At 64.0% G+C, this 25,819-nt stretch carries 29 protein-coding genes; 18 read left to right on the forward strand and 11 right to left on the reverse strand.

Annotated elements, in window-relative coordinates:
• Window positions 1-42 precede the first annotated feature (42 nt).
• On the forward strand, window positions 43-1,155 hold the full coding sequence (locus JAB4_RS07900) for a hypothetical protein (RefSeq protein ID WP_139143663.1): 1,113 nt from the start codon (window positions 43-45) through the stop codon (window positions 1,153-1,155).
• Window positions 1,156-1,574: 419 nt separating this feature from the next.
• On the opposite strand, the gene JAB4_RS07905 is transcribed toward JAB4_RS07900, so the two are convergent.
• Both JAB4_RS07905 and JAB4_RS07910 read right to left on the reverse strand, forming a co-directional pair.
• Window positions 1,575-1,826 (reverse strand): flagellar protein FliT, encoded by a 252-nt coding sequence (locus JAB4_RS07905; RefSeq protein ID WP_306532587.1) that lies wholly within the window; start codon window positions 1,824-1,826, stop codon window positions 1,575-1,577.
• A 222-nt stretch (window positions 1,827-2,048) separates the two neighbouring features.
• Window positions 2,049-2,876: an HDOD domain-containing protein gene (locus JAB4_RS07910; RefSeq protein WP_070221822.1), complete on the reverse strand. Its 828-nt coding sequence runs from the start codon at window positions 2,874-2,876 to the stop codon at window positions 2,049-2,051.
• 155 nt (window positions 2,877-3,031) lie between these two features.
• Between JAB4_RS07910 and JAB4_RS07915 the strand changes: the two genes are divergently transcribed.
• The 3 genes from JAB4_RS07915 to JAB4_RS07925 all read left to right on the forward strand — a co-directional run bounded on the left by JAB4_RS07915 (window position 3,032) and on the right by JAB4_RS07925 (window position 6,164).
• Window positions 3,032-5,101 (forward strand): M13 family metallopeptidase, encoded by a 2,070-nt coding sequence (locus JAB4_RS07915; RefSeq protein WP_070221875.1) that lies wholly within the window; start codon window positions 3,032-3,034, stop codon window positions 5,099-5,101.
• Between the two features lie 67 nt (window positions 5,102-5,168).
• Window positions 5,169-5,804 (forward strand): class I SAM-dependent methyltransferase, encoded by a 636-nt coding sequence (locus tag JAB4_RS07920; protein WP_070221821.1) that lies wholly within the window; start codon window positions 5,169-5,171, stop codon window positions 5,802-5,804.
• A gap of 174 nt (window positions 5,805-5,978) precedes the next feature.
• Window positions 5,979-6,164 (forward strand): CsbD family protein, encoded by a 186-nt coding sequence (locus tag JAB4_RS07925; protein WP_034759763.1) that lies wholly within the window; start codon window positions 5,979-5,981, stop codon window positions 6,162-6,164.
• A 74-nt stretch (window positions 6,165-6,238) separates the two neighbouring features.
• Here the strand turns inward: JAB4_RS07925 and JAB4_RS07930 are convergent, their stop codons facing one another.
• The 3 genes from JAB4_RS07930 to JAB4_RS07940 form a co-directional block, all read right to left on the reverse strand.
• Window positions 6,239-8,449, reverse strand: a complete 2,211-nt coding sequence (locus JAB4_RS07930) for a S9 family peptidase (RefSeq protein ID WP_070221820.1) — start codon at window positions 8,447-8,449, stop codon at window positions 6,239-6,241.
• A gap of 190 nt (window positions 8,450-8,639) precedes the next feature.
• Window positions 8,640-9,497, reverse strand: coding sequence for a PhzF family phenazine biosynthesis protein (locus JAB4_RS07935; protein WP_227742115.1), 858 nt, complete (start codon window positions 9,495-9,497; stop codon window positions 8,640-8,642).
• Window positions 9,498-9,512: 15 nt separating this feature from the next.
• Entirely contained in the window at window positions 9,513-10,904 is a 1,392-nt protein-coding gene (locus JAB4_RS07940; RefSeq protein WP_070221819.1) for an MATE family efflux transporter, read from the reverse strand.
• Between the two features lie 192 nt (window positions 10,905-11,096).
• Between JAB4_RS07940 and JAB4_RS07945 the strand changes: the two genes are divergently transcribed.
• The 6 genes from JAB4_RS07945 to JAB4_RS07970 all read left to right on the forward strand — a co-directional run bounded on the left by JAB4_RS07945 (window position 11,097) and on the right by JAB4_RS07970 (window position 16,080).
• Complete coding sequence (locus JAB4_RS07945; protein ID WP_083287163.1) at window positions 11,097-11,768, forward strand: beta/gamma crystallin family protein; 672 nt, start codon at window positions 11,097-11,099, stop codon at window positions 11,766-11,768.
• Window positions 11,769-11,948: 180 nt separating this feature from the next.
• Window positions 11,949-12,827 carry a beta/gamma crystallin-related protein gene (locus JAB4_RS07950; protein ID WP_070221818.1) on the forward strand — a complete coding sequence of 293 codons (879 nt, stop codon included), beginning with the start codon at window positions 11,949-11,951 and terminating at the stop codon, window positions 12,825-12,827.
• 102 nt (window positions 12,828-12,929) lie between these two features.
• Window positions 12,930-13,922, forward strand: coding sequence for a beta/gamma crystallin-related protein (locus tag JAB4_RS07955; protein WP_070221817.1), 993 nt, complete (start codon window positions 12,930-12,932; stop codon window positions 13,920-13,922).
• 160 nt (window positions 13,923-14,082) lie between these two features.
• Window positions 14,083-14,748 (forward strand): beta/gamma crystallin-related protein, encoded by a 666-nt coding sequence (locus tag JAB4_RS07960; RefSeq protein ID WP_070221816.1) that lies wholly within the window; start codon window positions 14,083-14,085, stop codon window positions 14,746-14,748.
• Between the two features lie 96 nt (window positions 14,749-14,844).
• Window positions 14,845-15,765, forward strand: coding sequence for a DnaJ C-terminal domain-containing protein (locus JAB4_RS07965; protein ID WP_070221815.1), 921 nt, complete (start codon window positions 14,845-14,847; stop codon window positions 15,763-15,765).
• Window positions 15,766-15,768: 3 nt separating this feature from the next.
• Window positions 15,769-16,080 (forward strand): MerR family transcriptional regulator, encoded by a 312-nt coding sequence (locus JAB4_RS07970; protein ID WP_070221814.1) that lies wholly within the window; start codon window positions 15,769-15,771, stop codon window positions 16,078-16,080.
• A gap of 7 nt (window positions 16,081-16,087) precedes the next feature.
• On the opposite strand, the gene JAB4_RS07975 is transcribed toward JAB4_RS07970, so the two are convergent.
• Both JAB4_RS07975 and JAB4_RS07980 read right to left on the reverse strand, forming a co-directional pair.
• Window positions 16,088-16,315 carry a hypothetical protein gene (locus JAB4_RS07975; RefSeq protein ID WP_070221813.1) on the reverse strand — a complete coding sequence of 76 codons (228 nt, stop codon included), beginning with the start codon at window positions 16,313-16,315 and terminating at the stop codon, window positions 16,088-16,090.
• A gap of 143 nt (window positions 16,316-16,458) precedes the next feature.
• Window positions 16,459-17,373, reverse strand: a complete 915-nt coding sequence (locus JAB4_RS07980) for a LysR family transcriptional regulator (RefSeq protein ID WP_083287166.1) — start codon at window positions 17,371-17,373, stop codon at window positions 16,459-16,461.
• 134 nt (window positions 17,374-17,507) lie between these two features.
• On the opposite strand from JAB4_RS07980, the gene JAB4_RS07985 reads away from it, so the two are divergent.
• Together JAB4_RS07985 and JAB4_RS07990 are read left to right on the forward strand one after the other, a co-directional pair.
• On the forward strand, window positions 17,508-18,113 hold the full coding sequence (locus JAB4_RS07985) for an FMN-dependent NADH-azoreductase (protein ID WP_070221811.1): 606 nt from the start codon (window positions 17,508-17,510) through the stop codon (window positions 18,111-18,113).
• Between the two features lie 114 nt (window positions 18,114-18,227).
• Window positions 18,228-18,782, forward strand: a complete 555-nt coding sequence (locus tag JAB4_RS07990; protein ID WP_070221810.1) for a nuclear transport factor 2 family protein — start codon at window positions 18,228-18,230, stop codon at window positions 18,780-18,782.
• A 17-nt stretch (window positions 18,783-18,799) separates the two neighbouring features.
• On the opposite strand, the gene JAB4_RS07995 is transcribed toward JAB4_RS07990, so the two are convergent.
• Window positions 18,800-19,099, reverse strand: coding sequence for a hypothetical protein (locus tag JAB4_RS07995; protein ID WP_070221809.1), 300 nt, complete (start codon window positions 19,097-19,099; stop codon window positions 18,800-18,802).
• 137 nt (window positions 19,100-19,236) lie between these two features.
• Between JAB4_RS07995 and JAB4_RS08000 the strand changes: the two genes are divergently transcribed.
• Window positions 19,237-19,491 carry a hypothetical protein gene (locus JAB4_RS08000; protein WP_070221808.1) on the forward strand — a complete coding sequence of 85 codons (255 nt, stop codon included), beginning with the start codon at window positions 19,237-19,239 and terminating at the stop codon, window positions 19,489-19,491.
• Here JAB4_RS08000 and JAB4_RS08005 read toward each other — a convergent pair.
• A complete protein-coding gene (locus JAB4_RS08005; RefSeq protein WP_070221807.1) occupies window positions 19,473-19,712 on the reverse strand; it encodes a TIGR02450 family Trp-rich protein in 240 nt (79 codons plus the stop codon). The two genes, JAB4_RS08000 and JAB4_RS08005, sit on opposite strands and share 19 nt — an antisense overlap.
• 72 nt (window positions 19,713-19,784) lie before the next feature.
• Between JAB4_RS08005 and JAB4_RS08010 the strand changes: the two genes are divergently transcribed.
• Entirely contained in the window at window positions 19,785-20,648 is an 864-nt protein-coding gene (locus JAB4_RS08010) for a cysteine hydrolase (protein ID WP_070221806.1), read from the forward strand.
• A 79-nt stretch (window positions 20,649-20,727) separates the two neighbouring features.
• Window positions 20,728-21,918: a nicotinate phosphoribosyltransferase gene (gene pncB, locus JAB4_RS08015; RefSeq protein WP_070221805.1), complete on the forward strand. Its 1,191-nt coding sequence runs from the start codon at window positions 20,728-20,730 to the stop codon at window positions 21,916-21,918.
• 193 nt (window positions 21,919-22,111) lie between these two features.
• Here pncB and JAB4_RS08020 read toward each other — a convergent pair whose 3' ends face one another.
• Window positions 22,112-22,411, reverse strand: a complete 300-nt coding sequence (locus JAB4_RS08020; RefSeq protein WP_070221804.1) for an antibiotic biosynthesis monooxygenase family protein — start codon at window positions 22,409-22,411, stop codon at window positions 22,112-22,114.
• 66 nt (window positions 22,412-22,477) lie between these two features.
• Complete coding sequence (locus tag JAB4_RS08025) at window positions 22,478-22,912, reverse strand: hypothetical protein (RefSeq protein ID WP_070221803.1); 435 nt, start codon at window positions 22,910-22,912, stop codon at window positions 22,478-22,480.
• A gap of 171 nt (window positions 22,913-23,083) precedes the next feature.
• Here JAB4_RS08025 and JAB4_RS08030 point away from each other — a divergent pair, with 171 nt between their 5' ends.
• From JAB4_RS08030 to JAB4_RS08040, 3 genes are all read left to right on the forward strand, one after another.
• Window positions 23,084-23,665 (forward strand): DJ-1/PfpI family protein, encoded by a 582-nt coding sequence (locus JAB4_RS08030; RefSeq protein ID WP_070221802.1) that lies wholly within the window; start codon window positions 23,084-23,086, stop codon window positions 23,663-23,665.
• Window positions 23,666-23,729: 64 nt separating this feature from the next.
• Window positions 23,730-24,962, forward strand: a complete 1,233-nt coding sequence (locus JAB4_RS08035; protein ID WP_070221801.1) for a GAF domain-containing protein — start codon at window positions 23,730-23,732, stop codon at window positions 24,960-24,962.
• Window positions 24,963-25,015: 53 nt separating this feature from the next.
• Window positions 25,016-25,663, forward strand: a complete 648-nt coding sequence (locus JAB4_RS08040) for a response regulator (RefSeq protein ID WP_175444754.1) — start codon at window positions 25,016-25,018, stop codon at window positions 25,661-25,663.
• The last annotated feature ends 156 nt before the right edge of the window (window positions 25,664-25,819 follow it).

Below are 25,819 nucleotides of genomic sequence, written 5' to 3' on the forward strand. Positions count from 1 at the left end.
GCGAGTCCCCATTATTTATCCTGTTATCAAAGCGATCAGTCCATGCAGAGCAGCATCCTTCCCCGTTGGTCTTTGATCGCGTGCGCCGCCGCCAGCCTGGCCTTGCCGCCCGTCATGGCGGCCGAACTGGGCGACATGGCCGTCCTGTCGCACGTGGGCCAGCCCCTGCTGGCCGAGATCGAACTGACGGCCCTGGCGCCCGAGGAGGCCAATGGCGTGACCGTGCGCCTGGCTTCGCCCGATGTGTACCGCGGTGGCGGCATCGGCATGGACCCGGCCCTGCAGGCATTGACGATCAGCCCGCTGGAACGCGGTGGGCGCCACTATGTGCGCGTGAGCACCCGGCAAGCGATCCAGGCGGGGCATGTGCACCTGTATTTATTGCTGGGCAATGGCAGCGGCGCCGTCGTGCGCCTGGGCACCTTGTGGCTGACGCCGGCGCCGCCCGCCGCCGTACCCGCCAGTGCGCCAGTCCGGCCAGCTATTCCGTTGCCCGCGCCGGTCTCCACGCCTGTGCCGTTGCCACGCGCCGTACCCGTCGCGCCGTCGCCCGATGCCGCCGCGCTGGCGGCCCGCGCGCGGGCCGAGGGCCTCGTGCGTCCGGGGCGCGTGTTCGTGCCGCCGCCCGCCGCACCCAAACTGGCCGCCCCCGCGCTGCCGCGCCGCGCCGCAGCGCCCGTGGCCGCCTGCGCGCCGCAGGCGGAGACGGGGCAGGCAGCAGCGTGCGTGGGGCTGGACGAGAAAAACACGGCCCTGACTGAAAAGCTGGGCGAACTGGAAGGCAAGATCGGCGTCTTGCAAAAGGCGCTGGCCCTGCCTGCAGCCGCCGTGCCGCCCGCCGCCGCGCCGGCCGTGGCGGAAGCGCCCCATGCGAAACCGAAACCCCTGCACGCGGCGCCGGCAGTCGACAAGGAAAAGAAATCGGGCGGCATGCTGTGGCTCGGTATCGGCACCCTGGTCTTCCTGCTGCTGACGGCGCTTATCGTGTACATCGTGCGCAAGCGCAGGCAAGCGGCGGGTCCGGGCGCGCCGTCGAAATACTGGGTCTTGCTGCGCAAGCCGTTCGGCCGCAGGAAGAAGGATGTGCCCGTCTTGACGGAGGCGGTGGAAGAAGGGGCGGCGGCCGAACCGGAAACGGAGCCGTTCTCGCGTTAATGCTGCCGCAAGGCCGCCCACAATTTGATATAAAAAAAGATATTGAAAAAATACATGGAAACGCTTGCCAAGCACGTTGCCTGTTTCTTAAAGATGGTGCTATGATGAATTCAGTGGACTTGCTCTACGACAAAACAGCCCCAGCCTGGCGCAGTCACCAACGATAGTGTGGCGCGGCAAACCAGGTGTAGCGTTGCATAAACGCCTGGGTCTGGAAGCGGTTCGCGATGCCGACGATGTGCTCGCGAACGCCGGATGCAACCGGCAGCGAGGCGACGCCAGGAGATACCTGGGGCTCGCCTTCCAAATTCCCCCGCCTTGCCGTTTTGAGCGCCGCAGATGGCGCGCTCGCTGCCAGGGTGATAGACGTAAAAAAAGCACCCGCGGGTGCTTTTGTCGTTTCTGGCGCGGCAAGCTTCTTACATGCGGGCGCGCGAGCCTGGCATGGCGTTCGACAGCTGGGTCATCCACGGTTCCGTGATGGCGCGGATTTCGCGGTCATTGGCCAGGATTTGCTTGAGCAAGTCGATCTTGCGCAGGCGCGAGGCGCCGGCCAGGGCAGGCGCCTTGCCCGTCATGGTCGCGCTGGCGGCGCTGGCGCACTGGTTTTCCAGGGTATCCAAGCCATCCCAGTCGCTCGAACGTGCGGCCACGACCATTTGATTGGTCATTCCTGCAATATTTTCATACATCGAGAGAACGTCGTTGGAGGTCATGAGCACACCCGTAACTAGTGAATGGATTACCGCTTGTCTAGATTAACGGCGGGTCCAACGGGAACTTGAGGGTGTTTTTGAAAAAAAGTGAAAATAATTTGGATGTTTTTTTGCGGGCAGCCGGCATGCCCGCAAACCCGCATGCCTGCTCGGTTGGCGATGCGGGCAACGGCCAGCTTACTTGACGAGTTCTTCCAGGCCCGCGCTCAGTTCGGCAAGCGGCGGCATCCTGTCGACCAGCACGGAGGGCGGCAAACCGAGCGCTTCGGCCACCGCGTTGGGATAGCAGGCGATGATTTCTTCATTGCTCAGCTGGTTTTCATCGATGCGCGCGCGCCAGGCGGCCAGGTGGATGATGGCCGCCAGGCGGTTCAATGGTGGCTTGGCCAGCGGAGCGGGGAAGGCGGCGATGGCCTCGGCAAAGGCGGGCGGAAACTTCCAGCGGCGCGCCAGTTCGGCGCCCACCTGCGCATAATCGTAGCCCAGCGACACCCGCTCCGCGTCGAGCCGGCGCGCGTCGAGCGGCGGGGCGATCTTGTCGAGCTGCATTGCTTGCTCGGGCATGGCGGCATGGATCACCAGTTGTCCGATCGCATGCATCATGCCGATGGTGAAAGCCAGATCCTGGTTGTCGCCCGTCTGCTTCGCGATCCAGCGGGCAGATACGGCGCTGTGCAGGCTGTAGCGCCAGAACTGCGGCAAATTCAGGCCCGGCACGGCTTTGAAACCGCTGACGAGGCCCGAGCTGATGACGAGGGTGCGCACGGTCACAAAACCGAGCATCAGCACGGCATCTTCCACCGTGCCGATGCTGCGCGACACATGGTAATAGGCCGAGTTGGCCAGCCGCAGCAGCTTGGCGCTCAAGGCCGGGTCCGCTCCCAGCTTGCGCGCGATGTCTTCGGTGGCGATGGCGGGGTTGTCGAAACTGCGCACCAGTTCATCGACGATCTTCGGGGCGGCAGGCAGGGCGTGGGGATGCTGGAACAGCGCTTCCAGTTGCATGGCAATCTCCTTGGCGTTCGTGCGGTACGGGATGCGGTCGTGCCACTATATGCCGATTTTTTGTCCGCATGCAAAAAAGTTAGGGGATGCTTTTTCGCCCCAAAAAGGCAGGATTTTCAGGTTATGATTTTGGCTATTACATCGAAAGGATCGCCATGCACGGTTTGCGTTTTTCCTGGTCCCGGACGCCAGTCCAGGCCGCCATCATCCTCGCCTTGGCCGGCGTTTCGCTGACCGGTTTGCCCGCCCGGGCGCATGGCCAGCAAGGGGCCGCCAGCGCCGCCGCCCCCGCTGCCGCGAAGGCCTCGCCCGGTGACGATTTCTACGATTACGTGAATGGCGACTGGCTGCGCAGCACGGAAATTCCCGCCGACCGCAGCAGCTGGGGCTCGTTCGCCATCCTCGCCAACGCCACCAACGAGCGCATCATCGGCCTCGTCGAAGGTCTGGCGGCGGCGCCGCAGGCGGATGCATCGGCGCGCCAGGTCAGCGATTTTTACCGTTCCTGGATGGATGAAGCGGCTATCGAAGCGAAAGGCTGGGCGCCGATCAAGCCGCTGCTCAAGAAGATCGACGGCATACGCGACCAGGCAGGGCTGGCCCGCGCGCTGGGCGAGAGCCTGCGCGCCGACGTCGACCCGCTCAACGCCACCAATTTTTATACGGAAAACCTGTTCGGCCTGTGGGTCGCGCAAGACTTGAACGACACCACGCGCAATGTGGCCTACCTGCTGCAGGGCGGACTGGGCTTGCCCGACCGCGCGTTTTACCAGAGCGACAGCGCGCGCATGCAGGGCTTGCGCGCGGGCTACCAGGCGCATATTGCCGCCATGCTCAAGCAGGCCGGCTATCGCGATGCGCCGGCCCGCGCCGCGCGCGTGTTTGCGCTGGAACAGCAAATTGCCGCAAGTCACGCCAGCCGCGAGGATTCGGCCGATGTCGCCAAGGGCAACAATGCGTGGCGCGCCGCCGACTTCGCCAGCAAGGCGCCGGGACTCGACTGGAAAGCCTTTTTCCAGGCGGCAGGGCTGGGCCGGCAGAACGATTTCATCGTCTGGCATCCGACGGCCATGACGGGCAGCGCCGCGCTGGCGGCGAGCGTGCCGCTGGCCACGTGGAAGGATTTCCTCGCCTTCCACGCGATCAACCATTTCAGCACCATCTTGCCGAAGGCGGCCGCCGAACAGCGCTTCGCCTTCTATGGCAGCGCCCTGAGCGGCACGCCGCAGCAGTCGCTGCGCAGCAAGCGGGCGCTGGCCGCGACGAATGCGGCCCTGAGCGACGCCGTCGGCAAGCTGTACGTGGAACGCTATTTCCCGCCTGAATCGAAAGCCCGTGTGCAAGACATGGTGACGAATATCGTCGCCGCCTTCTCGCGCCGCATCGACAAGCTGGACTGGATGGCGCCGGCCACCAAGGCGCAGGCGCAGGAAAAACTCAAGACCCTGTACGTGGGCGTGGGCTACCCCGAACAGTGGGAAAGCTATGCGGGCTTGCGCGTGGTGCGCGGCGATGCGCTGGGCAATGTGCAGCGGGCGGAGCAGTTCCATTACCGGCAGGAACTGGCCAAGCTGGGCCAGTCGCCCGACCGCAAGGCCTGGGCCATGCCGGCGCAGCTGGTCAATGCCGTCAACTTGCCGCTGCAAAATGCGCTGAACTTTCCGGCCGCCATCCTGCAGCCGCCATTCTTCGACCCGCAAGCATCCGATGCGGCCAACTATGGCGGCATCGGCGCCACCATCGGCCACGAAATCAGCCACAGCTTCGACGATCAGGGCGCGCAGTTCGACGCCCAGGGCAAGCTGCGCGACTGGTGGACGCCGGCCGACCTGGCGCATTTCCAGGCGGCATCCAAGCAATTGGTGGAACAGTTCGCCGCCTACAAACCGTTCCCCGACCTGGCCGTGAATGGCCAGCTGACCCTGAGCGAAAACCTGGCCGACCTGGCCGGCGTGGCAGCGGCCTATGACGCGTTCACCTTGTCGCAGCAGGACAAGCCGGCGCAGGCGGGGGCGGACCGCGAATTCTTCATCGGCTACGGCGTCAGCTGGCGCAGCAAGGCGCGCGAAGCGGCGGCGCGCCAGCAAATCCTCACGGATGGCCATGCGCCGGCGCAATACCGCGCCGCCACCGTGCGCAACCTCGACGCCTGGTATCCGGCCTTCGACGTCAAGCCGGGGCAGCAGCTATACCTGGCGCCGGAACAGCGCGTGCGCGTCTGGTAGTCATTGACGGTGCCGGACGCGCAGCGCGCCGGCACCGTAAAATGGCGTGATTACTGATTGGAGCGCCATGAAGCCGACCCCACCGCAAGATCCCATCCACGCCATCACGGGCCGCACTCTGGCCCATTACGACGCCAGCGCCGAGCAGTTTTTCGAAGGCACGCGCGATCACGACGTCAGCCAGAACATCGCCGCGCTGCTGAACGCCATCGGCAAGCCCGCGCCGCTGGCCATCCTCGACCTCGGTTGCGGCCCCGGCCGCGACCTGAAGGCGTTCACGGCCCTGGGGCACCACGCGACGGGCGTCGACGGCTGCCCCCGTTTCGTCGGGATGGCGCGCGCCTACAGCGGCTGTACCGTGTGGCAGCAGGATTTCGTCGACCTCGACCTGCCCGCCGCACACTTCGACGGCGTGTTCGCGAATGCCGTACTGTTCCACGTGCCCAGCGCCGCCTTGCCCGGCGTGCTGCGCGCTTTGTACGCGTGCCTGAAACCGGGCGGCGTGCTGTTCAGCTCGAACCCGCGCGGGCAGAACGAGGAAGGCTGGAATGGCGCGCGCTACGGCAGCTACCATGACGAAGCGAGCTGGGCCGTGTACGTGCAGGCGGCCGGTTTTACCCTCGTCGAGCAGTACTACCGTCCGCCGGGCTTGCCGCGCGAACAGCAGCCGTGGCTGGCCACCGTCTGGCGTAAGCCAGCCTGATGGACGCATTTTGTATGAATTTGGGCATGTGTTAGGAACCGTACATAGTTTTTGCGGCCTCGGGCGTACTATGGATACATCGACACGCAGCAAGCAGTTTGCAACGGCGTGTGAGCCGCAGTACCGGCCCTTTGGGCTGGACAACAGATGTACCAACTACAGTGAGGATTTATCATGAACAAAGATCAAGTCGAAGGTAAACTGAAGGAAGTCGGCGGTAAAATCCAGGAAGCCGCTGGCAAAGTCGTCGGCAGCGAAGAACAGCAAGCCAAGGGCCTGGCAAACCAGGTCGAAGGCAAAGTGCAGAAGAAAGTTGGCGACGTCAAGGATGCAGTCGAAACTGTGACCCGCAAGCCATAATTTCTGCTCCAGCATAAAAAAACCGCCGCCTGTCGCAAGACAGGCGGCGGTTTTTTATTTGATGCAGCGCAAGTTTACTGTGCTGGCTGCATCAGGTTCTGCTTGAAGAACAGCTCGATTTTCTTGTACACGTGGCGCTGGCCCGCGCGCGACGAGATGCCGTGCTTGGCACCTGGATACGTCATCAGGTCGAATTGCACGCCGCGGTTGACCAGCGCGTCGATCAGTCGCGTGCTGTTGCTGAACAGGACGTTGTCGTCGGCCATGCCATGCACCAGCAGCAGCGGCGACTTCAGGCCGTCGAGGTGGGCGAACACGGTGCTGGCCTTGTAGCCGTCCACGTTTTCCTTCGGCATGCCGAGGAATTGTTCCGTGTAGTGGGTGTCGTACAGCGACCAGTCGGTCACGGGCGCCACCGACACGCCCATGGCGATCTTGTCGGACGCGGCCGACAGCAAACGCAGGGTCATGAAGCCGCCGTAGCTCCAGCCGAACACGCCGATGCGTTTAGGATCGACGAAGCTTTGCTTGCCCAGCCAGTCGATGCCCACCAGCTGGTCCGCCACTTCGGCCGCGCCCAGCTTGTGATAGATGGCGTCCGTGAACGCGCGCTCGCGGCGCGACGAGCCCCGGTTGTCGAGGCGGAAGACGACAAAGCCCTGCTGCGCCATGTACTGGTCGAAGTTGTTGCCCCAGCGGCGCGCCACGTGCTGCGAGTGCGGGCCGCCGTACGTCGACAGGTAGACGGGATAGCGCTTGCCCGCATCGAAGTTCGATGGCTTGACGATCGAATAGTGCAGGGTCTGGCCATCGTTGGCCTTCAGGGTGCCGTACTCCGTCGGCAGGTGGTCGGCCTTGTACTTGAAGTACGGGTGGCTGGCGTTGAGCGCGTTTTCTTCCAGCCAGCCCACCATGGCGCCGTCCGGGCGGCGGATGCTGACCTGCGGCGGCGTGGCCGGGTCGGAATACGTGTCGACGAAGACTTCGCCATTGCGCGAGAACGTCGTGTCGTGCCAGCCGTCCGCTTTCGTCACGCGCTGCGGCTTGTCGGCCGTGCTGCCGTCGAGGGCCAGGGCGTAGGTCTGCTTGTCGATCACGGCGTCGCGGTTCGACGACACGAACACTTTACCGGTTTTCTGGTTCACGGCCAGCACGCTGTCGATGCCCCACTCGCCGGAAGTGACGGGGTGCAGCAGCTTGCCGCTCATGTCGTACAGGTACAGATGGTTGCGGCCCGTGCGCTCGGACGACCACAGGAAGGTGCCGTTCGACAGGAAGCGCAGGTCGTCATGGATGCTGACCCAGGTTGTCGACGTTTCCGTCAGCAGGGTGCGCTGCGCCAACGTCGTGGCATCGACGGCGACCAGGTCCAGGGTCTTCTGATCGCGCGACTGGCGCTGGTAGACGAGCGACTTGCCGTCCGCGCTCCAGTCGGCGCGCACCAGGTAGATGTCCGGGTTCGTGCCCAGGTCCACCTGGCGCTGCACGCCCGTTTCCGGCGAGACGATCAGCAGCTGCACCAGCACGTTCGGGTCGCCCGCGGCCGGGTAGCGCTGTTCCACGACATCGGTGCGGTCGGCGAAGATTTCAAAGCGGCGCACGACGGGCACGGGCGCTTCGTCATAGCGTTTATACGCGATGGCGGAATCGTCCGGCGCCCAGTAGTAGCCGGTGCGCTGGCCCATTTCTTCCTGCGCCACGAATTCGGCTTCGCCGTTGCGGATCGTGCCCTTGCCGTCGGTGGTCAGCTGGCGTTCCTTGTCCGTCTTGAGGTCGATCACATGGATGTTCTGGTCGCGCACGAACGACACGTAGCGGCCTTTCGGCGAGATTTTCGGATCGAGCACATTGCCCTTGGCGACCAGGCGCGCCTTGTCCGGATGGGCCGCGTCGACCAGGTAGAGATTGCCGGCCAGCGGCACCAGCAGCTGCTTGCCATCGGGCGACCAGCTGTAGCTGAGAATGCCGTTCAGGCTGGCCGTGCGCTCGCGTTCGCGGCGCGCCTGCTCTTCGGGCGAAATCGTTTCATTCGGCACCAGTGCCTTCGAGTCGACCAGGCGGTGCGTGCTCTTGTCCTTGAGCTTGAATTCCCACAGGTCGAGCTGGAACTGGTTGTCGGCGCGGCCGCGCAGGAACGTGACGCGCTCGCCGTCGGGCGAGACCTTCAGGTTGCGCACGCCGGGGCCGGCCAGCGCCGGATCGGCGTGGATGCGTTCCAGGGTCAGCTTTTCAGCCGATGCGGGAACGCTGGCCATCGCGGCCAGAAAACAAAGAATAAAACGCATGGATGTCTCGGTAGTTGGAAGAAGAAGGGCACTGCATGTACAGGCGAGCTTGAGCGTTGCCTAAGCGTAAGACGATACCAGAGCGTGCCTGTTTATGCGATAGCGCCAGCCACGGAATAAACCGTTCATGGCCGTATTTACTTCGTCAAAAATGTCCAGCAGCCGCCCATTCCATGGCGCTTTGCCCCGTTCAGGCCAATATCGTGCCTTCGATTACCGTCAGGCATGCGCCGCCTATCCAGGCGTGGCCATCGCGGAAAGTCACGGACACGCGGCCGTCGCGCTGCAGGCACGTGCCCTGGCGGACCGTGTAGTCGGCGCCCGCCAGCAGGTGCGCGATGCAGGCGTTGGCGCTGCCCGTGACGGGGTCTTCGACCAGCGTGCCACACTCGCTGAGCAGCGCGCGCACTTCGTAGTCGGCCGGCCCGTCCGCCGCGTGCGGGCCGTACAGCGCCAGTCCGTCGGCGCCGCAGGCGGCCAGCAATGGCGTCAGCGCGGCGATGTCGGCGCGCACGGCCAGGCAGGCCGCGGCGCTGGCCAGCGGCACGCACAGCCAGCGGATGCCCATGTCGGCGACGGTGCCGCCCGCGGCCAGTTCTCCGCCCAGCGCCGTTTGCAGCAGCGGCAGCAGCGCGGGTTCGAGCGCGCGCGTGCTGCAGGGCGGTGCCTGGAACGCCAGCACGCCGCCGGCAGCCCGTTCTATCTGTACCAGGCCGACGCCGCATTCCTGCACGATGCGCGTGCCCTTGGGCTGCATGCCCGCATCAAGCAGGGCGTGCGCCGTGCCCAGCGTCGGGTGGCCGGCGAACGGGAATTCCATCTCGGGCGAAAAAATCCGCACGCGGTAATTGGCTGCCGGGTCGCGCGGCGCCAGCACGAAGGTGGTTTCCGACAAGCCCGTCCAGCGCGCGATGGCCTGCATCTGCGCGTCGTCGAGGCCATTCGCGTCGAGCACCACGGCCAGCGGATTGCCGAGGAATGGCACGCTGCTGAAGACATCGACTTGCTTGAAGGGGCGTTGTTGCGGCATGGTGTGCTCCTTGGGCATGGAGTGCTCCTTGTCTCAGGCTGCGCGCAGGCGCTGCAGCGACAGGCGGTTCAGATACCAGGTCAGCAGCACGGCGGCCACCGTCAAGCCCGTGACCAGACCGATCCAGAAGCCGGCGGCGGCCATCGGTTCGGCCGGCGACCAGATGAAGCCTTGCGGCGCCAGGCCCAGCACATAGCCGATCGGCAGCGAGAAGCCCCAGAAGGCCAGCAGCTGGATCAGCATCGGCTGGCGCGTTACCTTGTAGCCGCGGATGGCGCAGGAAGTGGCCACCTGCGTCGCGTCGGACAGCTGGAACAGGGCGGCGAACAGCAGCAGCTGCGCGCACAGTTCCTGCACTTGCGGGTCGGACGTGTAGGCTTGCGCGATCTGGTGGCGGAAGACGGTGATCAGGGTGGCCGAGACGATGGCCGCCGTCAGCGACATGGCCACGCCCACCCACGAAATGAAGCGCGCGCGGCGCAGATTGGCTTCGCCCACGGCATGGCCCACGCGCGTGACCAGCGCGATGCCGAAGGTGAGCGGCACCATGAAGACGACGGACGAGAAATTGAGGGCGATCTGGTGCGCCGACACCTGGATTACGCCGAAGCGCGCCACGAGCAGGCTGATGACGCCAAAGGCGCTCACTTCGGCAAAATACGTGACGCCGATGGGCAGGCCCAGGCGCAGCATGGGGCCGATTGACGACAGTTGCGGCCATTCCCAGTGCGTGAACGGATACGTGGCGTGATAGGCGGGGGCGATCCGGATCCACGCCAGCATGGCCAGCAGCATCATCCACACGCAGCAGGTGGTGGCCACGGCGCAGCCGACGCCGCCCAGTTTCGGCATGCCCCAGTGGCCGTAGATCAGCAGGTAGTTGACGAAAATATTCAGCGCCAGCGCGGCCAGCGCGATGACCATCACGGGCTTGGTCTGGTTGATGCTGGTGCTGTAGCCGTACAGCGCGCGGTAGGCGGCAAACGGCGGCAGCGCGCAGCTGATGATGTGCACGAACAGCTTGGCCTTGGACGCCACGGCCGGTTCCAGCATCAGGTGGTCGAATACCAGCGCCGCCATGTTCGTCAGCAGGCATGCGACCAGGCCGACCAGCAGCGCCTTCCACAGCGACTGGCGCACGATGTGCGGCACGCGGTCGTGGCGCGCCGCGCCGATTTCATGCGCCACCAAGGTATTGATCGCCATCATGATGCCGCTCACCGTCACCAGTACGATGGACCAGATGGCCGCGCCCAGCGACACGGCCGCCAGTTCCTCGGGATTCGTGTGCCCCGTCATCGCCACGTCGGCCGCGCCCATGCCGACGGTGGCCAGCTGGCCGATCAGGATGGGCCAGGCCAGTTTCCACAGCGACGAGACTTCAGTGCGGATGGCGGGCAGGGTGAACGAGGTAGTGTGTGGCATGGTCTGCAAGCTTGACTAAACACAAGATTCTACCGGCATTCGCCCTGCTTGTCCGCCGGGGCGCCCCGGCGGCCGGACCGGCACGGTAATCATTTGTTACAGCTAAGTGGGCCAGTCGCGGATAGACTGCGCGCTCTATTTGGCAAAATGACCAAATAGTCAACCGCAGTACCCTGACTATGGAGCAAGACCATGCTGAGACATACCCTGAACTGCGCCCTGTTGCTGGGCGCCGCCATGACGGCCGAACTGGCCGGCGCCGGCGAACTGACCCTGTATTCGCGCGACGATTATCACGGCCGCTCACAGACCGTGCGCGACGCCGTCGCCGACCTGGAAGATCTGCGTTTCAACGACACGACGCAAAGCATCCGCGTGCGCTCGGGCCGCTGGGAAGCGTGCGAGGACGCCGATTTCCGCGGCGCCTGCTTCCTGCTCGAGGCGGGCGAGTATCCGTCGCTGGACGGCCAGGCCAACAAGATCACGTCGCTGCGCGAAGTGCGCGGCGGCTGGGACGGCCATCGGGGCCGCGACCGTGACGGTGAGCGCGACCGGGGACGCGACTGGGACGGCCGCCGTGACCGCGAGCGCGGCCATTTGCCCGGGCGCTCGCTGGGCGGCGAGCTGACCTTTTATACGCGCGACGATTTCGCCGGCCGCAGCTTGAGCGTGAGCAACGCTTCGGCCGATTTGCGCGAGCGCGATTTCAATGACACGGTGCAAAGCGTGCGCGTGCGATCCGGCTATTGGGAAGTGTGCGAAGACGTGGGCTTCCGTGGCCGCTGCCGCACCTTGGCGCCGGGCGAGTACGCGAGCCTTGAACGCATGAGCAACCGCATCTCGTCGGTGCGCGAAGTGCGCTGACGCGGGGCAGGAAGTACGCGAAGTGGCAATAACAGGCCCGCAGGGGCCTGTTATTGCTTTTGGTAACAATTTATTGTGCTTTTCGCATACTTTGTTACACCGTTTTTTCTGTGGATGGCTACACTGACATCAGTTGTCATGTCGATCACTTACACTTTTGCCGCCACCGGAGACCGCCCCATGAATCGCCCGTTCGCCTTTGCTCTGCTGTGTGCCAGTTCGCTGTTTGTCCACCTCGCGGCGCAGGCCGGCGAGATCCGCCTGTACACCGATGACAATTTCAAGGGCAGGGTGGTGGTCTTGCGCGATACGACGGACGACTTGTCGCGCGTTAATTTCAATGACACCGTCTCGAGCATCCAGGTCGATTCGGGCAGCTGGGAAGTGTGCACGCATGCCGATTTCAAGGGCGATTGCAAGACGCTGGAACGGGGCGACTACCGCTCGATGCCGGGCATGAACGATAAAATCTCGTCTGTGCGGGAAACCGGCGCCGGGCAGGGCAGCGGCAGCGGCAGCGGCGGTGGACGCCGCGCGGCGCTGGAGTTGTTCGCCGACGGCGGCCAGCGCGGCGCGTCGGCCGGCGTGAACTCGGACCGCGACGACCTGGTCGACATCAGCTTCAACGACCGCGCCAGCAGCGCGCGTGTCGAATATGGCTACTGGCAGTTGTGCAGCGATTCCAACTACCGTGGCAGCTGCCGCGTGTTCGGGCCTGGCAGCCACGATGACCTGGGCAGCCTGAATGGACGCGTGTCGTCGGCGCGCCTGGTCGATCCGCGCGAAGAGAATCGTCCGCAAAATGACGAGGGCCTGGTGGTGCTGTATGGCCGCGCTTTTCTGAAGGGACCAGGGCTGCAGGTGAACCGCGACGTCAGCGACCTGGTGCGCCTGAACTTCAACGACCAGGCCGCATCCCTCGCCATCAACGAGGGTACTTGGGAAGTCTGCACGGACTCGCAGTTCAACGGCAGCTGCGAGCGCATGGGGCCGGGCAAGTATGAAGTGCTGAACACGACGCTCGACAAGCGTATTTCCTCGCTGCGCCGGCTGTACTGAACGCATGACCGGGCCTTCCGCATGGCCTTGTATTTGTTACACTAGCATCCTGGCGCAACCGCCAGGCAAATCATCACCAAAGAATGAAGAATGGAGTTAATCATGACGGGCCCTTTCAAACACACGCTGGCATGCGCGGCGACCTTGCTGCTCTCGCTGGGGGCTCATGCGGCCGCCCATGCAGGCGATATCACCCTGTTCGAAGACGTTGATCTGCGTGGCCGCGCAGTGAACCTGCGCGAGACGACGGACGATTTGTCGCGCTTTGGGTTCAACGACAAGGTGTCGAGCATCCTGGTGCGTTCGGGCACGTGGGATGTGTGTACCGATGCCGGTTTTCGCGGCAATTGCCGTACCCTGGGACCGGGCGAATACCGTTCGATGCCGGGCATGAACGACGCCATCAGTTCGGTGCGCGAGTCGGGGCGCGGCGATGGCAACAATCCAGGACGCCCGGGACGCGATCCCGACCGGGGCCATGGCGGCTATGGCCGTGGCGGCACCCTGGAAGTGTATTCGGGCGCGGGCCAGAATGGCGGCTCGGCGCGCCTGAACCGCGACACGGACGATTTCGTCAATATCGGTTTCAACGACCGCACCACCAGCATCGTCGTCTATAACGGTTACTGGCAGCTGTGCAGCGATTCGAACTACAACGGCGTGTGCCGCATCTTCGGCCCTGGCCGCCACGACGACCTGGGACGCGGCCTCGATGGGCGCGTCTCGTCGGCGCGCATGGTTGACGAGCGCGAGGCGCGCCGCCAGCAGCAGTACGATAATCAGTACCAGCGGCCGCAGTACGACCAGCCCCAGTATCCGCAATACCAGCAGCCGCAGTACCAGCAGCGCGGCGCCGTCCTGCTGTTCCCCGAAGCGGGCATGCGCGGCGAACCGCTGGCGCTGGACCGCAATGCGGAAGACCTGGTGCGCTACAACTTCAACGACCGCGCCTCGTCCATCGTCGTCAACGAGGGCCAGTGGGAAGTGTGCAGCGATTCGAACTTCCATGGCCGCTGCGAAGTGATCGGGCCGGGCGAATATGGCCGCCTGAACAGCATGGAAAACCAGATTTCCTCGCTGCGCCGCGTACGCTGATCCCGTCCTGACGTCGTGCTGACAGACCGCCTGCCGGGTTGATCCCGCCAGGCGGTTTTTACATTCGCTGCCGTGCGCTGACATTTGCTTGCCCTTTGTTACACTCGCCGCCTGCCGCCTGGTCTACACTGGCGAAAATGTCATCAGTATTGGAGTTGTCATGGTTCGATCTTTCCGGCCAGCGCTGTTGTGCGCCGCCACCTTCCTCGCCCCCCTTGCCGCATCCGCGGGCGAAATCACCCTGTTCGAAGATGCCGGTTTCCGCGGCCGCCCCGTGACCCTGCGTTCCGACACGGGCGACCTGTCGCGCATGGGCTTTAACGACAAGACCTCGAGCATCATCGTGCGCTCGGGCACCTGGGAAGTGTGCAAGGACGCCAATTACCGTGGCAATTGCCGTACCTTCGGACCTGGCCGCTACGGCAGCATGCCGGGCATGAACGACGCCGTTTCCTCCGTGCGCGAAGTGGGCCGTCCTGGCCATGGCGGCGGCGACCACCGGCCTTACCCGCCGCGTCCGGAGCGTCCTCACCCCGGCTATCCCGGCCACGGCGGCGGCCACCGTCCCGACATGAATGGCGCCGTGCTGCTGTTCCCCGACGCGGGCATGCGCGGGCGGCCCGTGCGCCTGGACCGCGAAGTGCGCGACTTGAGCCGCTATGGCTTCAATGACCGTGCCGAATCGGTCGTCGTCAATTACGGCCGCTGGGAATTCTGCGTCGATGCCAACTTCCGCGGCCGCTGCGTGGTGATGGGACCGGGCAGCTATGGCCGCCTGCACGGTGGCCTCGACCGCCGCATTTCCTCGGTGCGCCGCGTGCGCTGATCCCGCTGCCGGGCGGCGTTGTATCGTGCACACGCTGCCCAGCGACTAATTCGTGTACTCTTCCATCAGGCAGTTCAACCATGGGGAGCAGGCACGGTGGAATACAAGGACTACTACAAGGAGCTTGGCGTCGAGAAGACGGCGTCCGAGGCCGAGATCAAGAAGGCGTACCGCAAGCTGGTACGCAAATACCATCCCGACGTGAGCAAGGAACCGGACGCCGACAAGCGCACCAAGGCCCTCAACGAGGCCTACGGCGTGCTGGGCGACGCGGAAAAGCGCGCCGCCTACGATGAACTGGGCCGTAACCAGGGCGCGCAGGGCCAGCCCTTCCGGCCGCCGCCGGACTGGGGTTCGGGCTACGAATCATCGGGCACCGACGACAGCGACTTCTTTGCCGACCTGTTCGCCCACGTGGGCGGGCGCCGCCGCGCCGGCGGCAGTTTCCAGATGCAGGGCGAAGACAGCCACGCCGCCATCACCATCGACCTGCAGGACAGCTACCAGGGCGCCAGGCGCCACATCGTCATGCGCGTGCCCGAAGCGGATGCGCAGGGCCACGTGGTGACGCGCGAGCGCACCCTGGAAGTGACGATACCGAAAGGCGTCACGGAAGGACAGCAGCTGCGCATGAAGGGGCAGGGCAATCCCGGCAGCGGCGGCGCGCCCGCCGGCGACTTGTACCTGGAAATCCGCTTCCGGCCCGACGCGCGCTACAAGGTGGAAGGGCGCGACGTGTTCGAGACGGTGCCCGTTACGCCGTGGGAAGCGGCGCTGGGCGGCGAGATCGACGTGCCCACGCCATCGGGCACCGTGACCGTCACCGTGCCGCCCAATTCGCAGACGGGGCGCAAGCTGCGTCTGAAGGGGCGCGGCATTCCCGCCGCCCAGCCGGGCGACCTGTATCTGCTGCTGGAAGTGGTGCTGCCGCCGGCGAACGATGACAAGGCGCGCGAACTGTATGCAACCATGGCGCGCGAGATGGCTTTCAATCCGCGCCAGAAGCTGGGAGGATAAATCATGACAAACAAGGTAATTGGCGAATTGCTCGAAGATCGTGCCCTGAGCCTGGAAGAACTGGCGCGCGCCTGCGCGGTGGAACCGGACTGGGTGGTGCAGCATGTGCAGACGGGCGTGCTGCTTCGGGACGGCCCGCCGGCGGGCCAGCTGACGGCCTGGCGCTTCACCAGCCTGGACCTGGTGCGCGCGCGCCGCCTGCACGAAATCGAATCCGTGTTCGACGCGAACGCGGACCTGGCCGCGCTGGTGGTCGATCTATCGGAAGAAGTGGCGCGCCTGCGCCGCCGCCTGCACGTGCTGGGCGTCGAGTAGCTTTTATTTACTCAGGCTCGCCGTGCCGCTGCACGGTGATCCTGCCGATATAAAACTGCCCATCGACGACGACCCGGTGCGGGATGCCGGCCACGTCGAAGCCGGGACCGCCGTCTTCCATCCACTCCTGGGCCAGCGAGTCGAACTGCTGCGGCGTCATGCGCAGCATCTGCGCCGTGATGACGAAGCGCGCGCCTGGTTTTTGCTTGTTGACGAAGTCGTCGATGCCGGCCATGTGAATCTCTTCAAGGTTGTGTCTGAAATCGGGGTCAGACCCCCGGACACGTTGGTACTGAGCTTTGCGTTGGCGGTGTTGAGGGTCTGACCCCAGTAGTTGTTTAGGGCTTGCCCCCGCATGATACCCGTCCGCGCGTTCTTCTAGAAGCCCTGCACCAGCAGCGGCAACTGCTCCGCAAACCGCTCCGTCAGCCACTTGCCCGCCTGGCCCGGCGGCGTGTCGGCGCGCTGGATCAGGTAAATCGGATAATTCTCGCCATTGTCGACGGCCAGCGGCAGGTGCACCAGCCGTCCTTCCGTCAAATCCTCGCGCACCATCGCTTCGGGCATGTTGCCCCAGCCCAGGCCCGCGCGCAGCAGCGCGTGTTTTGACCCCAGGTCGCCCAGGCGCCAGTTGCGCAATCCCAGCACGCCGAAATCCTGGCCCTCCGTCAGCACGCTGCGGTCGCTGAGCACCAGCTGCACGTGTTCGCGCGCCACGCTGGAAGGAATCGGGCCGGCCAGCTGCGCCAGCGCGTGGCTGGGCGCGGCCACGGGAATCAGGCGCACGTGGCCGACGGCCAGGCGCTCGAAGACGCTGGCCGTGGCCGTCATCCAGCCGCCGAGGCCGATGTGGCAGCTGCCATCCATCACCAGCTGCGCCACAGCGCCCATGGCTTCGATGCGCAGGCGCAGGGCGACGGTGGGAAACTGCGCCTGGAACGCCTCGAGCACGCGCACCAGCACGCAGGTGGGGAACATCACGTCGACCACCACCGATACTTCCGCCTCCAGCCCGCCGGCCAGCGCCTTGGCGCGCGCACGCATGCCGTCGACCTTCAGGGCCACGGCGCGCGCGTCGGCCAGCAGGGCGCGGCCCGCGTCCGTCAGTGTGGGCTTGCGCTTGCCGCGGTCGAGCAGCACCACATTCAGTTGTTCTTCCAGGTTGGCGATGGTGTAGCTGATCACCGACTGTGTGCGGTGCAGCTGGCGCGCCGCGTGGGCGAAGCCGCCCGCATCGATGACGGCGACGAACACGCGCAACTGGTCGAGCGAAGGCTGGCCTGGTTCTCTCATGATGATTTCCTATCTAAAAATTCGATGCTAACCATTTATATTTACATGGTTTTCTCGATGGTAGACCCGAACTATGCTGTATGCAAGGGCTGCGATACGGCCCATCCCGTCACCCGTTTTCCCAGGAGCACTTCATGAGCAAGGTTTTATACATCAATAGCAGCGTGCGCAACAGCGGTTCCCTGTCGCGTCAATTGTCCGGCGAATTCGTCGCGAAATTGGCCGCGCAAGGCGCCAGTGTCGTCGAGCGCGACCTGTCCGCGCAACCGGTGCCGCACCTGACGGAAGAGGTGATGGGCGCCTTCTTCACGCCGGCCGACCAGCGCAGCGCCCAGGCGGCAGCGGCCGTGCAATTGTCCGATACCCTCGTCGACGAATTGCTGGCCGCCGACGTGCTGGTGCTGGCCGCGCCCATGTACAACTTTTCCGTGCCATCGACCCTGAAGGCGTGGATCGACCACGTGGCGCGCGCGGGCCGCACTTTCCAGTACACGGCAACGGGCCCCGTCGGCCTGGCCACGGGCAAGAAAGCATATATTTTTACGGCCAGCGGCGGTGTCTACAGCGAAGGCCCGGGTGCCGCGTATGACTACCTGAGCACCTATCTGCGCACGGCGCTGGGCTTCATCGGCATCACCGACATCGAGTTCGTGCAAGCGGAAGGCGTGGCCATGGGCGAGGATGCCGTCGCCAGCGCGATCACCAAGGGCCGCGCCTCGATCGAGGCCCTGGCGGCCTGAGTCTGGCTCTTCTCTAGTTCCAACGGGGGATTGCCAATCTGCCATGGTTGACATAAGCTTGCCGGCGGCACGCCCCGTGCCAGGCCGGCGAGCCGTTCGCCATGAAAGTCCCTCATGCACAAGTTGGCAAGCGCAATACTGTTCGGCTGTTCCCTGTTTTCGGCAGGCATGGCGCTGGCGCAGACCGCGCCCGCCGCACCGCCTGCGCCGCCCCACGTGGGCCGCCACGCCGCCACGCACGAGGATCTCCGCGCCATCGAGCAAGTCGTCGCCGACTTCCAGGCGGCCCTGATCGCCAAGGATGTCAAGCTGCTGTCGTCGCTGATGCTGCACACGAATATCCTGTTCGCCTCGCCGGCCGACGATGCTTTCATCAAGAACATGCGCGACACGACGGACGTCCACTTCGACGGCGTCGGGGCGGGTGGCTACGCCGCTTTCGCCAACTTCATCAAGCGCGAACCGCAGCGCACGGAAGAAAAATTCTACAACGTCAAGATCACCCAGGACCGCCATGTGGCGTGGGTCAACTTCGACTACGAATTCCTCGTCGGCGGCAAATTGTCGAACTATGGCGCGGAAGCGTGGCAGATGGTCAAGCGCGACGGCGACTGGAAAATCCTCAGCGTCGTCTGGTCCATGCATCCCGCCGCCGAGGCAGGAAAATAGCCGCCCGCCATGCCGCGTCAGTCGCGCGGCAGCGCGCGGATTTCCACCGTGCCCCCTGCGTTCAGTACGGGGTTTCCGATCAACAATTTTTTTGCATCGTCTATACTTTCAGCTTGCACACGTAGATAGCCTGACAAGTGTGGCGTGACCGCTCTGGCCTGGCCTGAGCGGTGCACGCAGATGCCGGGCCCGATGGAGCTGCCACCGCAGAAGCGGCCACTGGCCCTGAGCATGGCGAAGTAGTCTTCCCAGGCGGACGTGGCGACGTCCATCGGTGTTTCCGTGTCGTCATGCATGAAGATGATGTAGTCATTCATCCTTTTTCTCCTGTGCCGCGTGATAAAAAGAGAGCTGAATTGAGTATCCTGAGCAATCGCGAGCGCATGGTTTTACCCTCACCGCGTCAGTCCGTAGAGACAAGCTGTCCGGCCATGTCATTTTTGGAGCGCACATCGTGCCGATAAAGTATGTTGATTTTTATGAGGTGAATTACACGGCAGAGCGCTTGCGGGGCTGCAAGCTATGGGGCGCGTACGTCGCCATCTATGCCCCTTCGCCCAACCCCATGCACCGGGTGAACCTGGTGAAAAAGCGCCGGGTGTCGGCCGACCATCAGTTTACAACGGAAGCCGATGCCATGGCGGAAGCGGGCGAGGCGGCCGTCAAACTGGTCGAGCGGCGCCAGCGCCGCTATGTCTTCCACCCCTGATGCCACTGCGCGGTATCCTGCAGCGCGCGCCAGGGCAGGATGTGCACGCGGCCCGAATGCACGGCTTCCAGTTCCACGTGCGTGGCCGGTTCATCCGGCGTGGCCGGGGCGCACAGCTTGATGACGAGAAAATGTTTTTCCTTGTTGACGGGCGTGACGGCGGTCCATTTGCTGTTGAGTAACTTGTTCGGACGCAAGTTATTGCGATTGACAAGGTGCATGGCGGTCTCCGGATTGGCGTGATGGCGATGTTGCCATTATCATGCAACTTCCTGCCACGCACGAGGACCGCCATGAAACGCCAGCTGCACTTGCTCGTCATTGACCCGCAAAACGATTTTTGCGACTTGCCTGCCACCTGGCTGCCGCCCGATGCGGCGCCTGCACTGGCCGTGCCCGGCGCCCACGCCGACATGCTGCGCGTGGCGCAGCTGATCCGCGAAGGGGGGAGCGGCTTGACGCAGATCAGCGTAACGCTTGACGCCCACCACCGCTACGACATCGCCCACCCCGCCTTCTGGCGCACGGGCGATGGCGGCGCCGTGCCGCCGTTTACGCAGATCAGCGCCCAGCAAGTGCGCGACCGCCTGTTCTTGCCCGCCGCCAGCGGCGCCTTGCCGCGCGCGCTGGCTTACCTCGATGCCTTGCAGCAGGCGGGACGCTACCAGCTGATGGTGTGGCCCGTGCACTGCGAGATCGGCAGCTGGGGCCAGAATATCCACGCGGCCGTGCGCGCCGCCTACAACGCCTGGGAAGTGGCCAACTTGCAAGTGGTGGCCAAGCTGAGCAAGGGTTCCAATCCGTGGACCGAGCATTACTCGGCCGTCATGGCGGAAGTGCCCGATGCGCAGGATGCAGCCACCCAGCTCAACCGTGCATTCCTCGACACCTTGCTGCCGGCGCAGCAACTCTACATCTGCGGCGAAGCGGGCAGCCATTGTGTCAAAGCCAGCACCGAGCACATCGCCGATTACCTGGAAGCGCAGCAAGGCAAGGCGGCCCTGTCGCGCCTGGTCTTGCTGACGGACTGCATGAGCCCCGTCACGGGCTTTGCCGCGCAGCAGCGCGACTTCCTTGCCGCCATGCATGAGCGCGGCGCGCGGCTGGCCACATCCACCGAGGTCGTGCCTGAATTGCTGGCCAACGCAGGCGATTGATGCTTTCCTGCAAGCGAACCCTGCTGAAATGCTTGCGGTGGCGTACTATTCTGGCTTCAGGAAGTTGGAGAAAACACACATGACCCCGATAGTGCGCAGTTTGCTGGAAACCGATCTGTATAAATTTACAATGTGGCAAGCCTTGCTGCACGGTCATCCGAATACCCATACCGAATACGAATTTGTCTGCCGCAACGCCACTGCCTTTCCCCTGGCCGAACTGAAGGGCGAGCTGGAAGAACAGCTCGACCACCTGTGTTCGATGTCGTTTGCCGACGACGAGCTGGCCTATTTGCGCACCTTGCGTTTCATGAAGAGCGATTTCGTCGATTTTTTGACGGTGTTCCGCTTCCAGAGAAAATTCATCGACGTCAGCACGGACGGCGACACCCTGATCGTGCATGCGGCCGGGCCGCAGGTGCACGTGATGGGTTTCGAGATTTTCGTACTGTACATCATCAACGAACTGTATTTCCGCCGCTTCGACCTCGATGCGGCCATGCGCGAAGGGCGCCACCGCCTGGGCTTGAAAGTGGCGGCCGTCAAGGAATTCGGCAAGCTGCCGAGGCGCAAGCATCCGTTTGAATTTTCCGATTTCGGCGTGCGCCGGCGTTTTTCCGGTGCCTGGCATGACGAGGTGGTGCAACGGCTGGCGCGCGAAGTGCCCGAATACTTCAAGGGCACGTCGAATGTCTACCTGGCGAAAAAGCTCGGCATCGTGCCGATCGGCACCATGGCGCATGAATACATGCAGTCGTTCCAGTCCTTCGGCGTGCGCCTGCGCGACTTTCAAAAGGCGGCACTGGAAGACTGGGTGCAGGAATACCGCGGCGACCTGGGCATCGCCCTGACGGACGTGGTCGGCATGGATGCCTTTTTGGCCGACTTCGACCTGTATTTCGCCAAGCTGTTCGACGGCTTGCGCCACGATTCGGGCGACCCCGTCGAGTGGGGCGAGAAGGCGTTGGCCCACTATGCGGCCCTGCGCATCGACGCCAACACCAAGCGCCTCGTGTTTTCCGACGGCCTGGACCTGGACAAGGCGTTTGCCCTGTACCAGCACTTCGCCGACCGCATCATGACGGGCTTTGGCATCGGTACCAATCTCACCAACGACGTCGGTTTGACGCCGCTCAACATCGTCATGAAACTGGTGCGCTGCAATGGCCAGTCCGTGGCGAAATTGTCGGATTCCCCGGGCAAGACCCTGTGCAAGGATGAAACCTTCCTCGCGTATCTGCGGCAGGTGTTCCATCATCCTGCCGTCTAAGCTGCGCCCAGCCGCCTATGCGTGGCGTAGGTCGGATTAGCGGGGCCGCCGAGGCGCGGCAAAGCCGCGCGTAATCGAACAACTGCGCGGACAACTGCGCGGACAACTTCGCGGCCAACTTCGCGGCCAAGTCCGCCGACAAACTCGCCGACAAGCTGGGCGGGCAGACGGCGTGCCGTGTGCAACCCCCGGCTTAAAACCCCGTCACCACCGTGTTCATGTGCTCGACCTGGGGCGGGGCGGCAAAGAATTCGCCCACCAGGCCGCGCCAGGCCTGGAAGTCGTCGCTGCCGCGGAAATGCACGGTATGGTCTTCCAGGGTCGTCCAGCCGACCACCAGGCGGTAGGCGTCGCCGTTTTCGATCGAGCGCTCCAGGCGCATCGATTCGCAGCCGCGCGCGCGCTGGAACAGGGGGACGGCTTTCGCTACAGCCGCTTCGAAGGCTTCATGCGTGGCCGATTTGATCTGGATGTGGGCAATTTCAAAAATCATGGCAATTTCCGCTGTGGAATGAAGGAACGGTGATCTTGCCATAATTTCGCCGTGCAGGGGAGGGCGTCAGCCCGCCAGCGCCGGTGTGCCTGCATCGGCGCGCCGGCTGCCCGCGTGGCTGGCCGTGCGCTGTTCGATGTCGCAGCCATTGCATGCCTGCACGATGGCGTGCGCGCGTTCCTGCTCCTGCGGATCGCGGACGGCGACAATGAGGCGCACCATGCCGCGAAACGCCGTCTTGCCGTAGTTACGCCGGTACATATGGTTGTCGCCGCCGAACAGGGCGTTGATCGCGCGTTCCAGCCGGCTGGTCATGGTGTCGCGGTTGCCGACCGTAAAATTGCCCTGCACGGGGCCGGCCTCGTCGTCGCCCGCGTCCAGTTGCACGGCGTGAGGAGGAAAGCCTTCGGCCAGCAAGCGGATGCGGGCGCGCTCCGCATCGGGGAAATGGTCGAAGATACGTATCAGCGTGCTGCCGCCGCTGTTTGTGCTGCTGTCCATGGCCCGGCCTTTCAAGGAGGTGTACCTGATTTGACCGGCGAGCCTGTAAAAAATTCTGCCTCAGCCTGTAAAATCCTCGATCAAGGCGCAAAAGTTTGATAAATATCCAGTATGGCTACCAAGTCGCGCTAAGATACGTCTTGCGGAATCAATCTTTCATAGGAGAACTAAATGGCAGCGAAGAAAATTCTGTTTTTGACCGGCGATTTTGCAGAAGATTATGAAACGATGGTGCCGTTCCAGGCCCTGCTGATGCTCGGCCATGCCGTGCACGCCGTCTGTCCCGGCAAGAAGAGCGGCGAGACGATCAAGACGGCCATCCACGATTTCGAGGGCGACCAGACCTACACGGAAAAACCGGGCCACCTGTTCACCTTGAACGCCAGCTTCGACGAGATCGACCCGGCCGACTATGACGCCGTGATGATCGCCGGCGGCCGCGCGCCCGAATACCTGCGCCTGAACGACAAAGTCATCGCCGCCGTGCGCCATTTCGCCGAGGCGGGCAAGCCCGTCGCCGCCGTCTGCCACGGCGCGCAATTGCTGGCCGCCGCCGACGTCATCCGCGGCAAGCGCATTTCCGCCTATCCCGCCTGCGCGCCGGAAGTGAAACTGGCGGGCGGCACGTATGCCGACATCGCCGTCACGGACGCCGTCACCGATGGCCAGTTCGTCACCGCGCCCGCCTGGCCCGCGCATCCGGCGTGGCTGGCGCAGTTCGTCAAGCTGCTCGGTACCGAGATCCGTTTGTAACCTTTACCTGCCCGGCAGGCCGCAGCGTTCGCCGGGCGCACCACTTTTCAGATTCGAGTTCTTCATGCATGCGCCGCGCAGTCAACCTTCCCGCAAACAACTTCCAGCGTCGCGCTGGCGCCAGCGCCGTCTGGCGCAAGCCGCATCGGGCCTGAGCGCCGCGCAGGAGCGCCAGCTGGCCACCCTGCATGACATTTCCACCTTGCTGGCGGGACAGCACGCCATCGATGCGCTGTGCCGCGGCTTCCTGCGCCACGTAATGCAGTTCGCGCAAGCCGAAGGCGGTACCGTGCGCATCCTCGATCCGCAGCACGATACCGTGCACATCATCGTGCACGAAGGCATTTCCGACGCGATGGTGGAAGAGGAACACTGTATCCGCAACAACGATTGCCTGTGCGGCGCGGCCGTGGCGCAGGGCGTGATCCAGATCCGCGATTTCCGCCAGGTCGAAGCGCTGCAGCGCTACCGTTGCCAGGACGAAGGCTTTATCGCCATCGCCGTCTTTCCCATCCTCGCGCGCGACCAGGTGGTGGGCAGCTTTTCGCTGCACTTTGCGCAGCCGCAAGCCGTGCAGGCGCAGCAGCAGGGCTGGCTGGAGACGCTGGGCCAGAGCCTGGGCATCGCCATCGAAAACCAGCGCCTGATCGCGCGCGAAAAGGAATTTGCCGTGGCGCGCGAACGCAGCCTGCTGGCCGAGGGCTTGCACGACAGCATCGCGCAAAGCCTGAACTTCATCAGCCTGCAAGTGCAGATGCTCGACGATTCCGTGCGCCGGGGCCAGCTCGACGAGGCGGCCGAAGTGCTGCCGCTGATGCGCATGGGCGTCGAACAAAGCTACCAGGACGTGCGCGAATTGCTCGTCAATTTCCGCACGCGCTGGCATGGCAGCGACCTCGAAAGCAAACTCAGCGAAGTGCTGGCCAAGTTCGAGCTGCAGACGGGTGTCGCAGGCACCCTGGAGATGAGCGGCAATGGCGCGCCGCTGGCGCCCGAGCAGCAGTTGCAGATCCTGTTCATCGTGCAGGAAGCGCTGTCGAATATCCGCAAGCATGCGCAGGCGAGCAATGTGGCGCTGCGCGTGGAAAACGGGCGCGATTTTGCGCTGCAGGTGCGCGACGATGGCGAAGGCTTTGCCGCCAACCTGCGCGACAAGAAAACGGAATTGCAGATCGGCTTGCGTATCATGCAGGAGCGGGCCGAGCGGCTCGGTGCGCAATTTGCCATCGACAGCACGCCCGGCGGCGGCACGACGATCTCGCTGGCCTTGCCGGCGGCGCGGCGCCAGGCCGCGTAACAGATGATTCCGAATCTATTCCCGCTATTTATCAGGCTAAAGAAACAAACATAGTGAACGCACCAATCAAAATCCTGCTGGTCGACGACCACACCTTGCTGCGCAGCGGCGTCAAGCTGCTGCTGCAGCGCAATCCTCAATTCCAGGTGGTGGGCGAGGCATCGAACGGGCTCGACGGCGTGCGCCTGACGGCCGAACTGCGGCCCGACGTGGTGCTGATGGACTTGAACATGCCCGGCGTGACGGGCGTCGAGGCGCTGCAGCTGATCTTGCAGGACATGCCGCAGATGGTCGTGCTGATGCTGACCGTGTCGGAAAACGCGGCCGACCTGGGCGCGGCCCTGCGCGCAGGCGCACGCGGCTACTTGCTGAAAAATATAGAAGCCGAGCAGCTGGGCCAGGCCATCTGCCGTGCCGCTGCCGGCGAATCCGTGATTGCCGACGCCATGACGGCCAAGCTCGTGTCACAGTTCCGCGCGGGGCAGAACGCGCCCCAGGCCGACTACGACAAATTGACGCCGCGCGAACGCGAAGCCATGGCCTGCCTGGCGCAAGGGCTGAGCAACAAGGAAATCGCGCGCCAGCTGGACGTGGCCGAAAGCACGGTGAAAATCCACGTGCAAAACATCCTCAAAAAGCTTAAGCTCAGCAGCCGCGTGCAGATCGCCGTGTATGCGGTCGAGCGCGAACTCGGTAAATAGAGATCAAGCAAAGCGCAAATACCGTGCCAAAAAGCCACAAGGAATGCGCGATTGTTTGATCTGCATGGCGTTCCGGCCTAGACAACCCTAGTTCCTTTGACGTATGGCCTTGACCGTGCCTGCGCATTACACTCTTAGTCATTCGCTAATCTAATA

Source organism: Janthinobacterium sp. HH102 (assembly GCF_001758625.2).
Lineage (GTDB): Bacteria > Pseudomonadota > Gammaproteobacteria > Burkholderiales > Burkholderiaceae_D > Janthinobacterium.

What these genes read in the sequence shown, in the direction of transcription:
- JAB4_RS07990 (WP_070221810.1), top strand. Translation starts at nt 18,228, where the DNA reads ATGCACAAGTTGGCAAGCGCAATACTGTTCGGCTGTTCCCTGTTTTCG.
- JAB4_RS07960 (WP_070221816.1), top strand. Translation starts at nt 14,083, where the DNA reads ATGGTTCGATCTTTCCGGCCAGCGCTGTTGTGCGCCGCCACCTTCCTC.
- JAB4_RS07905 (WP_306532587.1), bottom strand. Translation starts at nt 1,826, where the DNA reads ATGACCAATCAAATGGTCGTGGCCGCACGTTCGAGCGACTGGGATGGC.
- JAB4_RS07915 (WP_070221875.1), top strand. Translation starts at nt 3,032, where the DNA reads ATGCACGGTTTGCGTTTTTCCTGGTCCCGGACGCCAGTCCAGGCCGCC.
- JAB4_RS07910 (WP_070221822.1), bottom strand. Translation starts at nt 2,876, where the DNA reads ATGCAACTGGAAGCGCTGTTCCAGCATCCCCACGCCCTGCCTGCCGCC.
- JAB4_RS08010 (WP_070221806.1), top strand. Translation starts at nt 19,785, where the DNA reads ATGAAACGCCAGCTGCACTTGCTCGTCATTGACCCGCAAAACGATTTT.
- JAB4_RS08020 (WP_070221804.1), bottom strand. Translation starts at nt 22,411, where the DNA reads ATGATTTTTGAAATTGCCCACATCCAGATCAAATCGGCCACGCATGAA.
- JAB4_RS08030 (WP_070221802.1), top strand. Translation starts at nt 23,084, where the DNA reads ATGGCAGCGAAGAAAATTCTGTTTTTGACCGGCGATTTTGCAGAAGAT.
- JAB4_RS08005 (WP_070221807.1), bottom strand. Translation starts at nt 19,712, where the DNA reads ATGCACCTTGTCAATCGCAATAACTTGCGTCCGAACAAGTTACTCAAC.
- JAB4_RS07995 (WP_070221809.1), bottom strand. Translation starts at nt 19,099, where the DNA reads ATGAATGACTACATCATCTTCATGCATGACGACACGGAAACACCGATG.
- JAB4_RS08025 (WP_070221803.1), bottom strand. Translation starts at nt 22,912, where the DNA reads ATGGACAGCAGCACAAACAGCGGCGGCAGCACGCTGATACGTATCTTC.
- JAB4_RS07970 (WP_070221814.1), top strand. Translation starts at nt 15,769, where the DNA reads ATGACAAACAAGGTAATTGGCGAATTGCTCGAAGATCGTGCCCTGAGC.
- pncB (WP_070221805.1), top strand. Translation starts at nt 20,728, where the DNA reads ATGACCCCGATAGTGCGCAGTTTGCTGGAAACCGATCTGTATAAATTT.
- JAB4_RS07975 (WP_070221813.1), bottom strand. Translation starts at nt 16,315, where the DNA reads ATGGCCGGCATCGACGACTTCGTCAACAAGCAAAAACCAGGCGCGCGC.
- JAB4_RS07955 (WP_070221817.1), top strand. Translation starts at nt 12,930, where the DNA reads ATGACGGGCCCTTTCAAACACACGCTGGCATGCGCGGCGACCTTGCTG.
- JAB4_RS07940 (WP_070221819.1), bottom strand. Translation starts at nt 10,904, where the DNA reads ATGCCACACACTACCTCGTTCACCCTGCCCGCCATCCGCACTGAAGTC.
- JAB4_RS07920 (WP_070221821.1), top strand. Translation starts at nt 5,169, where the DNA reads ATGAAGCCGACCCCACCGCAAGATCCCATCCACGCCATCACGGGCCGC.
- JAB4_RS07950 (WP_070221818.1), top strand. Translation starts at nt 11,949, where the DNA reads ATGAATCGCCCGTTCGCCTTTGCTCTGCTGTGTGCCAGTTCGCTGTTT.
- JAB4_RS07985 (WP_070221811.1), top strand. Translation starts at nt 17,508, where the DNA reads ATGAGCAAGGTTTTATACATCAATAGCAGCGTGCGCAACAGCGGTTCC.
- JAB4_RS07980 (WP_083287166.1), bottom strand. Translation starts at nt 17,373, where the DNA reads ATGAGAGAACCAGGCCAGCCTTCGCTCGACCAGTTGCGCGTGTTCGTC.
- JAB4_RS07930 (WP_070221820.1), bottom strand. Translation starts at nt 8,449, where the DNA reads ATGCGTTTTATTCTTTGTTTTCTGGCCGCGATGGCCAGCGTTCCCGCA.
- JAB4_RS07935 (WP_227742115.1), bottom strand. Translation starts at nt 9,497, where the DNA reads ATGCCCAAGGAGCACACCATGCCGCAACAACGCCCCTTCAAGCAAGTC.
- JAB4_RS07900 (WP_139143663.1), top strand. Translation starts at nt 43, where the DNA reads ATGCAGAGCAGCATCCTTCCCCGTTGGTCTTTGATCGCGTGCGCCGCC.
- JAB4_RS07945 (WP_083287163.1), top strand. Translation starts at nt 11,097, where the DNA reads ATGCTGAGACATACCCTGAACTGCGCCCTGTTGCTGGGCGCCGCCATG.
- JAB4_RS08035 (WP_070221801.1), top strand. Translation starts at nt 23,730, where the DNA reads ATGCATGCGCCGCGCAGTCAACCTTCCCGCAAACAACTTCCAGCGTCG.
- JAB4_RS07925 (WP_034759763.1), top strand. Translation starts at nt 5,979, where the DNA reads ATGAACAAAGATCAAGTCGAAGGTAAACTGAAGGAAGTCGGCGGTAAA.